Source organism: Mesorhizobium sp. C432A (assembly GCF_030323145.1).
Lineage (GTDB): Bacteria > Pseudomonadota > Alphaproteobacteria > Rhizobiales > Rhizobiaceae > Mesorhizobium.
In genome coordinates this window covers 2,804,078-2,817,717 of the sequence record NZ_CP100470.1, presented here as the reverse complement: position 1 = coordinate 2,817,717, position 13,640 = coordinate 2,804,078, and the positions used below count along the sequence as shown (strand labels likewise).

Here is a 13,640-nt window from a genome sequence, read left to right as displayed (position 1 = left end):
CGCCTGCCTTTTTCCTTGTCAGGCGGCGCGATAGGTTGCGTGTCGAAAACGGATCTATCGCGTTACTAGATTGCCGCGCAACGCCATTGGTTATTCGGCCTGTCTGCGTTATCGGTCGCTGATGTTCCTTTCCGTCGCGACAACCCATCATCCAGCCACAGATCTCGGCTTCTTGCTGCACAAGCATCCCGAACGTCTGCACGAGACTGACCTATCCTTCGGCAAGGCCTGGCTGTTCTATCCGGAGGCGACCGATGAGCGTTGTGAGGCTGTGCTTCTGCTCGATGTCGATCCGATAGGGCTCGTTCGGGGCAAAGGCCAGGCAGAGGGCTTGCTGGATCAATATGTAAACGACCGACCTTATACGGCATCGTCATTTCTGTCTGTGGCTTTGAACAAGGTACTGCGGACAGCGATGACCGGCATCTCGAAGGAGCGCCAGCAACTGGCCGATAGCGACCTCCCGCTCGAAGCTGTGGTGACCCCGCTGCCGATGCGTGGCGGCGAGGCCCTGGTTCGAGATCTATTCGAACCGCTGGGATGGACCGTCAACCTGGCGCCGGTCGAAACTGTCGGATCTGGCGCGGGTGGACCACGATACGGTCATCTGAGGCTGACTGGCACCGGGCGCCTAAGCAGCCTGCTCAACCACCTTTATGTCCTGATCCCGGTGATGGACGACACCAAGCACTACTGGGTGGGCGAGGCCGAGATTGACAAGCTGCTGTCCAAGGGCGAGGGCTGGCTGGAAAACCACCCAGCCAAAGACCTGATCGTGCGCCGTTATCTGCGCAACCGAGGTGCGTTGGCCCGCATCGCCCTGGAGCGGCTGGCTCCGGAGACGGCCAATGAGGTCCTACCCCCCGAAGCCCGGGCTGCACCTGAGCAAGCGCTGGAGGCGCCCATCCGGCTGAACGACCTGCGCATGGACGCCGTGGTGCAAGCCATTCGGGCGACCGGAGGGGCCAGTGTTGCAGATTTGGGGTGTGGCGAAGGCAAGCTGCTCTATCGGCTCGTGCGCGAAAAATGGGTCCACAAGCTGTTCGGGCTCGACCCCGCTATTCGTGAACTGGAATGGGCCGCCAAGCGTCTCAAACTGAACGAGTTCGGGGGGCCGCCTGAAGACCGGGTCACGTTGCTGCACGGATCGCTGACATATCGCGACAGCCGATGGGCGGAAGCCGACGTCGCTGTGCTGGTCGAGGTCATCGAACATCTCGACGAAGACCGGCTGCCAATGATCGAGCGTATTATCTTCGGCGAGACAGCGCCAAAATTCGTGATCGTGACTACGCCGAACGCTGACTACAACCCCTTGTTCCCCAGTCTGGCCGCCGGCGCTTTTCGCCATCCGGATCACCGTTTCGAATGGGGCCGGGTTCGGTTTGAAGCCTGGGCGGTCAGGATCGGCGAGATCTATGGCTATAGCGCCGCCTTAAGTGGCATCGGAGCCGTGGACCCCGTGCTCGGCGCGCCGACGCAGATGGCGGTGTTCACCCGATGAGAGAGCCAGACAAGACCGACCTCACCATCCCTGACTTCGCCCTCGTCGTGCTGATCGGCTCGACGGGATCGGGCAAGTCGACCTTCGCCGCCAGGCACTTCCTGCCGACCGAAATCATCTCGTCGGATCGCTGCCGCGCGCTCGTCAGCGACAACGAGACTGATCAGGATGTCTCGGCCGACGCTTTTGATTTGGTGCGCGAAATCGCCGGCAAACGGCTCAAGCATCGAAAGCTGGCCGTCATCGACGCGACCAATGTGCGACCCGCTGATCGCAAGGCGTGGGTCGAGCTGGCGCGCAAATGGCACGCTTTGCCGGTCGCCGTGGTCATCGATCCGGGTGTTGATGTTTGCGTCGCCCGCAACGCGCTACGAGCCGATCGTCCCTTCGGCGTCGGCGTTGCCCAGCGCATGACGAACGAAATTCGCAAGGGCCTCGGCGGCCTGCAACGCGAAGGTTTCCGTCAGGTCTGGAAGCTCACCGGCGAGGCCAGTATCGACGCGGCCAAGGTCTCGCGTCAGCCATTATGGACCGACAAGCGCGACGATTGCGGTCCTTTCGACGTCATAGGTGATGTCCATGGTTGCGCCGACGAACTTCAGACCTTGTTCTGTCAGCTCGGTTACAGCATCGCCTGGTCCGACGGCCATGGTGATCGGACCGTCACTGTAACGCCGCCAGAAGGCCGCAAGATCGTCTTTGTCGGCGACCTCGTCGATCGTGGTCCCAACGTGCCCGACGTCTTGCGCATCGCCATGAGCATGGTCGCGGCGGGAACCGCCTACTGTGTCCAGGGCAATCACGAACGCAAACTCAGCCGCTGGCTGGAAGGCCGCAAGGTCACGATCGCCCACGGCCTGCAGCAAACCATCGACCAGTTGGACGCTCAGGATCGCGGCCTGCGAGAGGCTTTGCCGGCCTTCCTCGACAGCCTGCGCAGCCACGTCTGGCTGGACGGCGGACGCCTCGCCGTGGCACATGCCGGACTCAAGGAAGAGATGATCGGGCGCGGTTCCGGCGCGGTGCGCGAGTTCGCCCTCTATGGCGAAACCACGGGCGAAATCGACGAATTTGGCCTGCCCGTCCGTGCCGACTGGGCAGCCGCCTATCGGGGCAAAACCAGCGTAGTATACGGGCACACGCCGGTGCTGTCGGCGGAGTGGGTCAACAACACGCTTTGCATCGACACCGGCTGCGTGTTCGGCGGCAAGCTGACTGCCTTGCGCTGGCCGGAACGCGAACTGGTCGACGTGCCGGCAGTCGAGACCTGGTCCGAACCCGTGCGTCCCCTCGGTGGACCGGGCCTTGGCAAATCGGCACAGGCCGATGCCGACGGCGTGCTCGACTATCAGGATGTCTCTGGGCGACGCTGGATCGAGACCGAACTGAAAGGCAGGGTTGTCGTGGCCGAGGAGAACGCGTCGGCGGCACTTGAGGTGATGAGCCGCTTCGCGCTGTCGCCGCAGTGGCTGGTATATCTGCCGCCGACAATGTCGCCATCCGAGACCAGCAGCCAAGCCGGCTGGCTGGAACGCCCCGAGGAAGCTTTCAGTCATTTCCGCGAGCGTGGCGTCACCCAAATCCTGTGCGAAGAGAAGCACATGGGTTCGCGGGCAGTCATCGCTCTGTGCCGAAACGCGCAGACGGCGCGCGACCGGTTCGGGGTATCTGGCGACGAGACAGGCGCGATCTGGACCCGGACCGGACGCTCCTTTTTCAGCGACAGCGGCATGACGGAGCGCCTGCTCAATCGCCTGCGCGCCAGCGTCGACGCTGCGGATCTATGGCAGGAATTGAACAGCGACTGGTTGCTGCTGGACACCGAGATCATGCCATGGTCGGCCAAGGCAAGCAGCCTGATTGAAAGCCAGTACGCCCCAGTGGCAACGTCTGCGGCCGCTGGGCTCCAGGCCAGCCGCGAAGCGCTGGCCCGTGCGATGGCACGCGGCGTGGATACGGCCGCGCTCAAGGCTCGCATTGAGGACCGCGCCGCGCGTGCCGCCAGATACGCCACTGCCTGGGCGCCTTACGTGTGGCCGGTCTCGGGCGTCGACGACCTGAAGGTCGCGCCGTTCCACCTGCTGGCAAGTGAGGGATGCGTCTGGTACGACCAGAACCACGTTTGGCACATGACGCTTGCGGACCGTCTAGCTGCCGGGGCGGCGTGGTAACGCGAACGCAATGGCGGATGGTTGACCTGGCCGATGCCGGTTCTTGTGCGGAGGCCGTCGCCTGGTGGGAGACGCTGACCGACTCAGGCGGCGAAGGGATGGTAGTGAAGCCGCACGACTTCGTCAGCCGAAACAAGAAGGGGCTCATGCAACCGGCGCTGAAAGTGCGCGGCCAGGAGTATCTTCGCATTATCTATGGCCCCGAATACGATGCGCCGGACAATCTCGTGCGCCTGCGCGAACGAGGCTTGGGTGGCAAGCGCAGCCTGGCGCTCAGAGAGTTCGCGCTCGGTCACGAGGCACTGAAGCGGTTTGTCGCCAAGGAACCGCTGCGACGTGTTCACGAGTGTGTTTTCGGCGTCCTGGCGCTGGAGAGCGAGCCAATCGATCCGAGGCTGTAGGCTACCCGAACATCCTCTCGCCTTGCTCGTCGACCAGTTGCATGCCCTTCTTGATCGAGATGTCGACGGCGTCGCCCAGTCCGGCAAAGCGATCGGCGCGGATGAATTTGTGTTCCTTCATCACGCCGTCGACTTCCTTCGAAACCACGCCGCAGGTCTGGTATTGGCCCCCCTCCGCCTTGTAGGGCGTGGCGCTGATCAAAAATCCCTTGTGCTCAACCTGCTTTGCCGGTGCTGCGCTCTTGGGCTCGCCCGCCTCACCGCCGCCACCACCGAAAAGACGTTTCAGAAAAGACATGGGGCTTCCTCCAACGGCAATCATCCTGCACCACGTCTCGCGGTGCAGGATGATTTTCAGTACCGTTCCTCAGTCGAACGGGCAAGGGTTCTCGCCAGGGGTCAACCGCGCGATAGCGCTTCCAGGGCTTCAGCGGCGGCTTCCAGGACTGCAATCGCCTCGGCCTGCTTTTCAGCCGGCGCGTCGACGAGATCGCCGAGCGCGGCACGCAGCCGGTGGCGCACGGCGCGGAACTCGTCGCGGGCTTCCGAGCGACCCCGTCCACCACGCCGTCCGCCTTCCTCGCCGTCGTCGTTCCAGCCGAACCAGTCCCGCGCTTTCGCCATCTTGCGGCCGAAGCGCTCCAGATGCTCGAGCACGCCGTCGATCATCTCGCGGTTCTCGGCGAGATGCGCCTGCCCCGCCTCGGTGATCGAAAACACCTTCTTGTTGCCGTCCGCGGCTGAAGCCGCATAGCCGGCCTCTTCCAAGAAGGTCAGCGTCGGATAGACGACGCCCGGGCTCGGGCTGTAGATGCCGCTGGTGCGCTCCTCCAGCGCCTTGATGATGTCGTAGCCGTGGCGCGGCGCCTCGGCCAGCAATGACAGCGTGATCAGCTTGAGATCGCCGTCGGCCAGCATGCGCCCGGCACGAAACATGTCGCCCGGGCCGCCGCGTCCACCGCCACGTCCGCCGTGGCCGAACGGACCAAAGCCGCCGCCCCCTCTTCCACCAAATTTGCCTGCCATGTGCAGGAATGCGCGCTCGGCGCGCTCGCCAAAGGGATGATGTCTGTGCATGAATTGCTCCTTGAGTTAAATCTTACGATACATCTTAATTAGGCTTGCCCCGCCGATGAGTCAAGATATATCTTACGATGTATCTAAAGACGGCGCCAGAAGGTTGATTTCGCCGCCGCCGGCAGCTAGAAAGCGCGTGAGGGCCAAAACCTCTCCGTAAGCGTCTGACGTCAAGCAACGCATCCAACCCCGGTCTTTCCGGGCAGTTCCGCCGGAAACCCGGCGCAATGGATGCCAAATGCGACGGACCGGATGTTTCAGGAAAATCCAAAAATGACCACGACCCGTAAGCGCGGCAAGCTGCCGGCGCGCTATGCCGCGATCGTCAGTCCGCTGGTGCTGTCGCTCCTGATGACCTTCATCGTCTCGTTCATATCGACGCTGAAAAGCCTTGGACTGCAACCTGATTTGCCGGCTGTCTGGCTCACTGCCTGGGGCCTGTCCTGGCTGGTAGCGTTCCCAACGTTGCTCATGGTGCTGCCGGCGGTGCGCCGCATTGTCGGCTGGCTTTGCGAGCCGGCGTCCCGGTAACGCCCATGACAGTAAGGCCCGCAGATATCTTCGGGCCTTGCCTCGCTACCAGCGGCCCTTGCGCCGGTTCCAGGCATAGAGAAGATCGGCGAAACGATCATAGGCCAAGCGCGTCAGCGGCAGCGCGACCGGATTGCCGAAGAGCGTCGCCAGCCAGCCCTCGCACGGCGTCGCCCGCCAGACGGCAACCGCGACATCGGCGCCGACCAGCAGCCTGCCTTCGGCATCGGTGGCATGCAGCCGGCGGCGTATGTCCTCCAGCGAGGCGCTGTAGCCAGAGAGCGCCGCCGGTTCGAGGTTGATGTCGCGGAATTCGATCCGCCCGGCCTTGATCGCCTCGATCAGCCGCCGTTTCTGCCGGGTGATGCCGCCATCGCAAACCGGGCAGCGTGTGTTGTACCAGACGGTCAGCGCAGGCTTGGACATGGCGCGACTATCACCCTGACGGCACGGCCCCGCAATATGACGCCGAGCCGCACGGACCCGCGCCCAGCGCTATCCAAGCGAAGTGACGATCTCGCGATAGGCAAATTCCGGGAAAGCCTTGAGCGTTCGCGTCTTGACGCTGCCACCCGTTGCCAGCATCAGGGCGAAACGAGCAAGCACAGCATCGTCGGGCGCCTCGATAATCGCCACCATGTCATATTCGCCCATAGTCAGGTAAAACGCCTTGAACGAGCCGCCCATGTCGGCCAGTTGCTTCTTGGCGGCATCGAGCCGCTTCGGCGACTCTCGGATGTTTCTGGCGCCCTGTTCCGTCCAGTTCATCAGCAGGATGTAGGTTGTCATCACACACCTCTCTCCGGCGCCACGGAGCACGGCTGAGGACATCAGCCGGGGCGGACATCCGGTTTTTCGCCCAGAACATGCATCCGACCAGGCAAGTATCCTCCCGACGGAGATGGGCGACAAGAGCCTTCACCCGGCAACAAAAAGGGCGCCATCGGCGCCCTTTTCGAATGCTGGTCTGTTGCCGGTATCAGCTGTCGAGGAAGCTCCTCAGCTTGCGGCTCCGGCTCGGGTGCTTGAGCTTGCGCAGCGCCTTGGCTTCGATCTGGCGGATACGCTCGCGCGTCACCGAGAACTGCTGGCCGACTTCTTCCAGCGTGTGGTCGGTGTTCATGCCGATGCCGAAGCGCATGCGCAGCACCCGCTCCTCGCGCGGCGTCAGCGAGGCGAGCACCCGCGTGGTGGTCTCGCGCAGATTGGCTTGGATCGCCGCATCGATCGGCAGGATCGCCATCTTGTCCTCGATGAAATCGCCCAGATGCGAATCCTCTTCGTCACCCACAGGGGTTTCGAGCGAGATCGGCTCCTTGGCGATCTTCAAGACCTTGCGCACTTTTTCGAGCGGCATTGCGAGCTTTTCTGCCAGTTCCTCCGGCGTCGGCTCGCGGCCGATTTCATGCAGCATCTGGCGCGACGTGCGCACGATCTTGTTGATCGTTTCGATCATGTGCACCGGGATGCGGATGGTGCGCGCCTGGTCGGCAATCGAACGCGTGATCGCCTGCCGGATCCACCATGTCGCATAGGTCGAGAACTTGTAGCCGCGGCGGTATTCGAATTTGTCGACCGCCTTCATCAAGCCGATATTGCCTTCCTGGATCAGGTCGAGGAACTGCAGGCCGCGATTGGTGTATTTCTTGGCGATGGAAATGACGAGGCGCAGGTTGGCCTCGACCATTTCCTTCTTGGCGATAGCGGCTTCGCGCTCGCCCTTCTGCACCTGGTTGACGATCTTGCGGAATTCCAGGATCGAGATCGCCGTCTCGGTGGCGAGGTTCTGGATTTCCGAACGCAGATCCTTGATCGCGTCCTTCTCGTTCTTGGTGAATTCCTTCCAGCCGCGCGAGGTCAGGTTGCCGATCGAGCGCGTCCAGTTCGGGTCGAGCTCGGAGCCCTGATATTCCTTGAGGAATTCCTCGCGGCGCACGCCATAGCTTTCGGCTAGGCGCAGCAGCTTGCCTTCGTTCTGCACTAGCCGCTTGTTGATGTCGTAGAGCTGCTCGACCAGCGCCTCGATGCGCGCCGTGTTGAGCGACAGCGACTTCACCGCCTTGATCAGCTGGTCCTTCAGCTCCTTCAGGCGGCGGTCCTGGCTTGGCGACAGCGTGCCGGTCGCGGCCAGACGGTTCTCGACCTGCTGGTCCTGCAGCTTGCGCAGCTTCTTGTAGGTGTCGGCGATGACGTCGAGCGTCTCCATCACCTGCGGGCGCAGTTCCGCTTCCATCGCCGCCAGCGACAGGCTCGCCTCGTCCTCGTCTTCCTCGTCGTCATCGACTAGGCCGCGCGTGTCGGCGCCGACATTGGTGATGTCGTCTTCCTCGTCGCGTCCACGCCTCGGCTTGTCCTCGGCTTTGGGCGCCTCCTCGATGCGCTCGACCACCGGCGCCTGCTTGGCTTCGGGGCCGGCATAGGTGGCTTCGAGGTCGATGATCTCGCGCAGCAGGATCTTGGATTCGTTGAGCTCGTCACGCCAGATGATGATGGCCTGGAAGGTCAGCGGGCTTTCGCAGAGGCCCGCAATCATCGTCTCGCGGCCGGCCTCGATGCGCTTGGCGATCGCGATTTCGCCCTCGCGCGACAGGAGCTCGACCGAGCCCATCTCGCGCAGATACATGCGCACCGGGTCATCGGTGCGGTCGGTCGGCTCTTTCTTGGTGGTCGTGGCGGCGACGGCGGTGCCGGTCTGCTCGGCCAACTCGTTGGCGTCTTCCTCGGCGTCGGCATTGCTGTCGGCGGCCTCGGGCTCCTCGCTCTGATCGTCGTCCTCGACCACGTTGATGCCCATGTCGGACAGCATCGCATTGATGTCTTCGATGCGATCCGGATCGGTCTCTTCCGACGGCAGCACCGCGTTCAGTTCGTCGAGAGTCACATAGCCGCGCTTCTTGGCGGCCTTGATCATCTTCTTGACAGCATCATCGGAAAGGTCGAGCAGAGGCCCATCGGTGGCGCCTTCACGTTCGGTCTCGACCTCTTCCTTTTCCTTTGTCGCCATAGTCTTTATCTTCTCCTAGCGGCCGAGCATCGAAGCCGCGTAGCTGCCGCACCGGTCAAACTACATGCGCTGGTGGCGCTTAACCGGGCCGGTAACCGAATCAACTCTTTTGTTTGTTCATATCGTGCCCCCAAAACCGGTTTTCACTTTTGGGCGATATGCATTAAGTCCAGATTAACCCTGATATCTGTGGCAGGCTGACAGCCTGTCCAGTGATCAGCACCTCGCGTCAGTGCATTTCCATCGACGCCGGCGCGGGTTAAGGTTTCGAATCGTCCTGATTCCGTCATTCTGCCAGAAGGTCAAGCGCCTCTCGCATGATTCGCATCAAAAAAGCGAATCAATTACCAGACTTAGAGGCGTCGATTCGACGCGCAGCACGTACAACATTCATTCTTGCGCAGGTTTCGACCTAGACGCGCCCACCCCTGCCCGAGGATACACCGAACCCTTCGATCAGCGCTTCCGTTGCTTGTACATCACGGAATTGCGCCTGAATCTCGATGAGGTGCCGGTAGTTTTCGTCAGTGGGATCGCTGGCGAGCGCTGCTTCCGCCTGTTTCAGCTCCTTATGTAAGGTGCGCGCGCTGCGCTGCAAGTGCAGCGCCTGGTTGAAGGCGTCGCGGGCATCGTCAAGCGCTGCGGTTTCCAGCGCGGGCCATTGCCTGGCCCGTTGGATGAGCGCCACGGCGCGCCCCCAGATATCGCTGCAGCCGGCACGTTCGATGGTGGCGATCACCGCGCTACGGTCATTGGCCATGTCGTGCGCCATCGCATCGAGGATGGCGGCGTGCAGCCGCTGCAGATCGGTGTTGGCGAGATCGAGGAACTCGACATGGGCGAAGTTCTCGTCGATCAGCGCCGGATGGTTGACGAGGGCTACGATGATCGTCGCCTCGCGCACCGACATCATCTCGCCACCGCGTTTGACCATGGCGGAGCGGCCGAGGCTTTCGGTGATCGCGGCGCGCGCGCCTGCCCCGCTGCCTTTGGCGAACTGTCCGCCGGGTGCGGGCGTTTTGCCCTGCCCCGGTTTCCAGTCCTGGCGACCTTGCCGCACTTCGCGCTGGGCGCTGAAGAAGGTCAGCTCCCGCTCGCGCATCCACTGCTGGTAGTGGTAGCGCTGGCTCTCATCGCGGATGCGGCTGGTCAGTTCGCGCAGCGTCTTTGTCAGCCCCGCCCGCCGCTCCGGCGTGTCGAAGACGCCACCGGATGTCTCACGCATCCACAACAAATCAGCGAGAGGCCGCGCTTCCGCCAGCACGGCACGAAACGCGTCCGGCCCTTCTGCCTTGACCAGATCGTCGGGATCCTTGCCCTCCGGCAACAGCGCAAAGCGCACCGACCGCCCGGCCTGCACCGACGGCAGCGCGAGATCCGCGGCCCGCCACGCCGCCTTCAGCCCGGCCTGGTCGCCGTCGAAGCACAGCATCGGCTCAGGCGCCATGCGCCACAGAAGTTCGAGCTGGTTTTCGGTGAGCGCGGTGCCGAGCGGCGCCACGGCATTCTCGAAGCCGGCCTGCGCCAGCGCAATCACGTCCATATAGCCTTCGACGGCAATCACCGTGCCGCCTTTCGCCAGCGCTTTGCGGGCTCGGGCGAAATTGTAGAGCACGTTGCCCTTGTGGAAGAGCTCTGTGTCGGGCGAATTCATGTATTTGGCCAGCGCATCGGGCGCCAGTGCGCGGCCGCCAAAGGCGATGATCTTGCCGCGCGAATCCGGGATCGGGAACATGATGCGATCGCGGAACCAGTCATAGGAGACCGGGATGTCGTCGCCATGACGCACCAGCCCGCAGGCCTCGATGTCGGCCTTGGGCACACCCTTGGCGGCAAGATGTTCCTTCAGCGCATTGCGGCTGTCGGGCGCAAAGCCCAGCCGGAACGATTGCTGCGTCGCCGGCGTCAGCCCGCGATCCCTGAGATAGGCGCGGGCTTTTGCACCCTCCGGTCCTTGCAGCCGCTCCTGGAAGAAGGCAGTCGCCATCTCCATGACGTCGGTCAGACTGGCGCGTTCCTTCTCACGCTGTTCTTCCCGCTCGTCGCGCACCGGCATCGGCACGCCGGCCATGTCGGCGATCTTCTCGACCGCTTCGGGAAAGCTTAATCCGTCGAGCTCGGTCAGGAACTTGAAATGATCGCCCGACACCGAACAGCCGAAACAGTGATAGCGGCCCTTCTTGTCCTCGCAGTGGAAGGAGGGGCTCTTTTCGCCATGGAACGGACAACAGGCCCAATAGTCGCCGCGCGAGGCGTTGGTCTTCTTCCTGTCCCATGCGACGCGCTGGCCGATGACCGATGAAATCGGCACACGGTCGCGTATCTCATCGAGAAAGGCGGGCGGAAAGCGCATTGGGGAACTCGTTTGTCCCTCATATAATCATGCTCGCGGAATCCGACGACCCTTATTGCGGACCATACCCGGTTTCCACAGCCAAAAAGCCCGGTTTCTACAGCCAAAAGAAAGGCGGCCGTTTCGGGCCGCCTCCTTTCAAGTCTCTGCATTGCGCCGGCGACGCCGGGCTTAATGCGCGGCAATGGCGCCGAAGATGATGCCGGACAGGACGCTGACCAGCACATAGTCGTTGCCGACGCGGATCCATTCCTGGCCGCGGCCGGGGCGATGCAGGCCATAGCGGCCATAATCGCGGATCGGCTGGTGCCGCTTCCAGCTGGAATATTTCTGGCCATTGCGCCAATGGCTGCGCTTGACGACCACCGTCTTCTTCACGACGCGCTTCCTGACAACGACATGCTTGCCGGGCCTCTGCCAGTCGACCCGCGTGTAATTCGACTGCGGTGCGACCGGTGCGTTCACCGGTGCGGCCTGGCCGGTAAGCGAAGTGGCGGCCAGCATCGAGAAAGCGAGGGCGGAAAGAACAACACGTTTCATAGCGGGGCTCCTTGGTTGTCGATGCCTAGGGAATAGCGCCCGAAGGATGAACCGAAACTGAACACTAGCATTACATTTACGTAATTAAATCCTGTGCTTATCCTGGATATTTGAACATCATCGCAAAGGCGATTGCCGGGAGTCCGGCAAACCGGGACGATCCGCTGCCATCACCAGGGATCCGCCATGCAACCATTTGCGCATCCGTCCATTTTCCGACACGCCCTGTCGCGCCGCGACGGCTCTTGAAATCGACAAGATTTTATTACCCGGCTAAAATATTCCGGATATTGTTCAAGACTGTCATGACCATGATTCGCAGCCCCGTTTCCCTCCCTGCACTGCGCGCCCTCCGCGTCGCGGTCCCTGTCTGCGTGCGGGTTTCGAAATGAGCGGCTCCGTCGTCCTGCTGCATCTGGCGGGCGCGGTGGCGCTGATGTTGTTTGCCACCCGCATGGTCAAGACAGGCGTCGAGCGCGCCTATGGCGACGTGCTGCGTCACCGGCTGCGCTCCACCATGCGCAATCCGATCATGGCGGTTTTGGCCGGCTGCGGCCTGTCCATCGCGCTGCAGAGCTCGACCGCCGTCACGCTTCTCGTCGGCTCCTTCGCCGGCGCCGGCATCGTCTCGGGCATGTCGGGCCAATTGGCTGTGCGCGGCGCCGAGATCGGCTCGGCGCTGGTGGTCAAGCTCTTGACCTTCGATCTGACGCTGCTGGTGCCGATCTGCCTCGTTGCCGGCACGGTCATGTTCATGGCCACCGAGCGGCGCGATTGGCGCCAGTTCGGCCGTATCCTGGTCGGCATCGGCCTTTTGGTGCTGTCGCTGGAAATGATCGGCCAGGCCTCGGAGCCGCTGCGGCAGAGCACGCTGATGCCGCTCATCATCGAATATTTCTCCAGCGACTACGTCACCGCCTATCTGCTCGCCGCGCTCGTTACCTGGTTGTTCCATTCCTCGATCGCCGCGGTTCTCTTGATGGTCACGCTGGCCGGCCGCGGCTTCATCCCGCCCGAACTCGGCATCGTGCTGGTGCTCGGCGTCAATCTCGGCTCGTCGATCATCGCGCCGCTGCTCACCCGAAGTGCCGAACCTGGCGTGCGCGTCGTGCCGATCGGCAATCTGTTGATGCGCGGCATGGGCTCGCTGGTGATGCTGATCCTGTTCATGACGCTGAAGCCACCGGTCGCCTTCCTCGGCGCCACCGTGCCCGACCAGATCGTCAACGCCCACATCCTGTTCAATGTGCTGATCCTGCTCGCCGGCCTGCCGCTTGCCAGCCTGATCTATCGTGCCTCTGAGAAGATCGTGGCAATGGGCACCAAGCCGGCGCCTGCTACAGAGCTCGATGTGGTCGAACTCTCCGCCCTCAACGACGGCGCGCTCGACGTTCCGAGCCAGGCGCTGGCCAACGCCACCCGCGAGGTGGTGCGCGTCTGCGAGACGGTCGAGATCATGCTCAAGCGCATCATCGAGCTGTATGAAAGCGCCGACGGCGACAAGATCAAGGCGCTGGCCGCCCTTGACGACCGCGTCGACAGGAAGCACGCGGCGATCAAGCTCTATCTGGCCAAATTGACCAGGAACTCGCTCACAGAGGACGAGGCGCTGCGCTGCCAGGAGCTGATAGGCGCCTGCGTCAAGCTCGAGCAGGTCGGCGACATCATCGTGCGCAACATGCTGGTGCATGTGAAGAAGAAGTTCGAGCGCGGGCTGGAGTTCACGCCCGAGGGCTGGAGCGAGCTGCTCGCCTTCCACACCTCGGTGCTGGCCAATGCCAGGCTTGCCTTCAACGTGCTGGTGTCGCGCGACCCTGAGACTGCCCGCCAGTTGGTGCTGGAAAAGGACCGGCTGCGCGACCGCGAAAAGGAAACCAGCGCCAGCCATTTCGTGCGCCTGCGCGACGGCACCGCCAAGAGCGTCGAGACAAGTTCCATCCACCTCGACACCATCCGCGACCTGAAGCAGATCAACTCGCTGCTGGCGTCGATGGCCTACCCGGTGCTGGAAGAGCGCGGCCTGCTCGGCGGCTCCAGGTTGAAGGCGAGCTGATCAAGA

At 62.8% G+C, this 13,640-nt stretch carries 12 protein-coding genes; 5 read left to right on the top strand and 7 right to left on the bottom strand.

The features are described from left to right. Window positions 1-70: 70 nt before the first annotated feature. Genes NLY33_RS13665 through NLY33_RS13655 form a run of 3 tightly spaced genes read left to right on the top strand, consistent with a single transcriptional unit; the run spans window position 71 to window position 4,076 of the window. Window positions 71-1,504, top strand: a complete 1,434-nt coding sequence (locus NLY33_RS13665) for a 3' terminal RNA ribose 2'-O-methyltransferase Hen1 (protein ID WP_245260957.1) — start codon at window positions 71-73, stop codon at window positions 1,502-1,504. After that, complete coding sequence (locus tag NLY33_RS13660) at window positions 1,501-3,675, top strand: polynucleotide kinase-phosphatase (RefSeq protein WP_286439847.1); 2,175 nt, start codon at window positions 1,501-1,503, stop codon at window positions 3,673-3,675. Before NLY33_RS13665 ends, NLY33_RS13660 begins: the two co-directional genes overlap by 4 nt. A 17-nt stretch (window positions 3,676-3,692) precedes the next feature. Continuing rightward, window positions 3,693-4,076, top strand: coding sequence for a hypothetical protein (locus tag NLY33_RS13655; RefSeq protein WP_286439846.1), 384 nt, complete (start codon window positions 3,693-3,695; stop codon window positions 4,074-4,076). Window position 4,077: 1 nt separating this feature from the next. On the opposite strand, the gene NLY33_RS13650 is transcribed toward NLY33_RS13655, so the two are convergent. Then, window positions 4,078-4,374 carry an HlyU family transcriptional regulator gene (locus NLY33_RS13650; RefSeq protein ID WP_023697084.1) on the bottom strand — a complete coding sequence of 99 codons (297 nt, stop codon included), beginning with the start codon at window positions 4,372-4,374 and terminating at the stop codon, window positions 4,078-4,080. A gap of 101 nt (window positions 4,375-4,475) precedes the next feature. Beyond that, window positions 4,476-5,153, bottom strand: a complete 678-nt coding sequence (locus NLY33_RS13645) for a PadR family transcriptional regulator (protein WP_023672450.1) — start codon at window positions 5,151-5,153, stop codon at window positions 4,476-4,478. Window positions 5,154-5,426: 273 nt separating this feature from the next. Here NLY33_RS13645 and NLY33_RS13640 point away from each other — a divergent pair, with 273 nt between their 5' ends. Beyond that, complete coding sequence (locus tag NLY33_RS13640; RefSeq protein WP_023672449.1) at window positions 5,427-5,684, top strand: DUF2798 domain-containing protein; 258 nt, start codon at window positions 5,427-5,429, stop codon at window positions 5,682-5,684. Window positions 5,685-5,729: 45 nt separating this feature from the next. On the opposite strand, the gene NLY33_RS13635 is transcribed toward NLY33_RS13640, so the two are convergent. From NLY33_RS13635 to NLY33_RS13615, 5 genes are all read right to left on the bottom strand, one after another. Then, window positions 5,730-6,110 (bottom strand): thiol-disulfide oxidoreductase DCC family protein, encoded by a 381-nt coding sequence (locus NLY33_RS13635; RefSeq protein ID WP_023705835.1) that lies wholly within the window; start codon window positions 6,108-6,110, stop codon window positions 5,730-5,732. A 69-nt stretch (window positions 6,111-6,179) separates the two neighbouring features. Beyond that, a complete protein-coding gene (locus NLY33_RS13630) occupies window positions 6,180-6,473 on the bottom strand; it encodes a GYD domain-containing protein (RefSeq protein WP_023672447.1) in 294 nt (97 codons plus the stop codon). Between the two features lie 190 nt (window positions 6,474-6,663). Further along, complete coding sequence (rpoD, locus tag NLY33_RS13625; RefSeq protein ID WP_023672446.1) at window positions 6,664-8,688, bottom strand: RNA polymerase sigma factor RpoD; 2,025 nt, start codon at window positions 8,686-8,688, stop codon at window positions 6,664-6,666. Between the two features lie 412 nt (window positions 8,689-9,100). Next, entirely contained in the window at window positions 9,101-11,041 is a 1,941-nt protein-coding gene (gene dnaG, locus NLY33_RS13620) for a DNA primase (RefSeq protein WP_023683795.1), read from the bottom strand. A 171-nt stretch (window positions 11,042-11,212) separates the two neighbouring features. Then, a complete protein-coding gene (locus NLY33_RS13615) occupies window positions 11,213-11,581 on the bottom strand; it encodes an RcnB family protein (protein WP_023705836.1) in 369 nt (122 codons plus the stop codon). Window positions 11,582-11,969: 388 nt separating this feature from the next. Between NLY33_RS13615 and NLY33_RS13610 the strand changes: the two genes are divergently transcribed. Next, a complete protein-coding gene (locus NLY33_RS13610) occupies window positions 11,970-13,634 on the top strand; it encodes a Na/Pi cotransporter family protein (protein ID WP_023672443.1) in 1,665 nt (554 codons plus the stop codon). The last annotated feature ends 6 nt before the right edge of the window (window positions 13,635-13,640 follow it).

Excerpts from the sequence above, each read along its gene's own strand:
- NLY33_RS13660 (WP_286439847.1), top strand. The coding sequence starts at position 1,501 with ATGAGAGAGCCAGACAAGACCGACCTCACCATCCCTGACTTCGCCCTC.
- NLY33_RS13655 (WP_286439846.1), top strand. The coding sequence starts at position 3,693 with ATGGTTGACCTGGCCGATGCCGGTTCTTGTGCGGAGGCCGTCGCCTGG.
- NLY33_RS13650 (WP_023697084.1), bottom strand. The coding sequence starts at position 4,374 with ATGTCTTTTCTGAAACGTCTTTTCGGTGGTGGCGGCGGTGAGGCGGGC.
- NLY33_RS13645 (WP_023672450.1), bottom strand. The coding sequence starts at position 5,153 with ATGCACAGACATCATCCCTTTGGCGAGCGCGCCGAGCGCGCATTCCTG.
- NLY33_RS13640 (WP_023672449.1), top strand. The coding sequence starts at position 5,427 with ATGACCACGACCCGTAAGCGCGGCAAGCTGCCGGCGCGCTATGCCGCG.
- NLY33_RS13635 (WP_023705835.1), bottom strand. The coding sequence starts at position 6,110 with ATGTCCAAGCCTGCGCTGACCGTCTGGTACAACACACGCTGCCCGGTT.
- NLY33_RS13630 (WP_023672447.1), bottom strand. The coding sequence starts at position 6,473 with ATGACAACCTACATCCTGCTGATGAACTGGACGGAACAGGGCGCCAGA.
- rpoD (WP_023672446.1), bottom strand. The coding sequence starts at position 8,688 with ATGGCGACAAAGGAAAAGGAAGAGGTCGAGACCGAACGTGAAGGCGCC.
- dnaG (WP_023683795.1), bottom strand. The coding sequence starts at position 11,041 with ATGCGCTTTCCGCCCGCCTTTCTCGATGAGATACGCGACCGTGTGCCG.
- NLY33_RS13615 (WP_023705836.1), bottom strand. The coding sequence starts at position 11,581 with ATGAAACGTGTTGTTCTTTCCGCCCTCGCTTTCTCGATGCTGGCCGCC.
- NLY33_RS13610 (WP_023672443.1), top strand. The coding sequence starts at position 11,970 with ATGAGCGGCTCCGTCGTCCTGCTGCATCTGGCGGGCGCGGTGGCGCTG.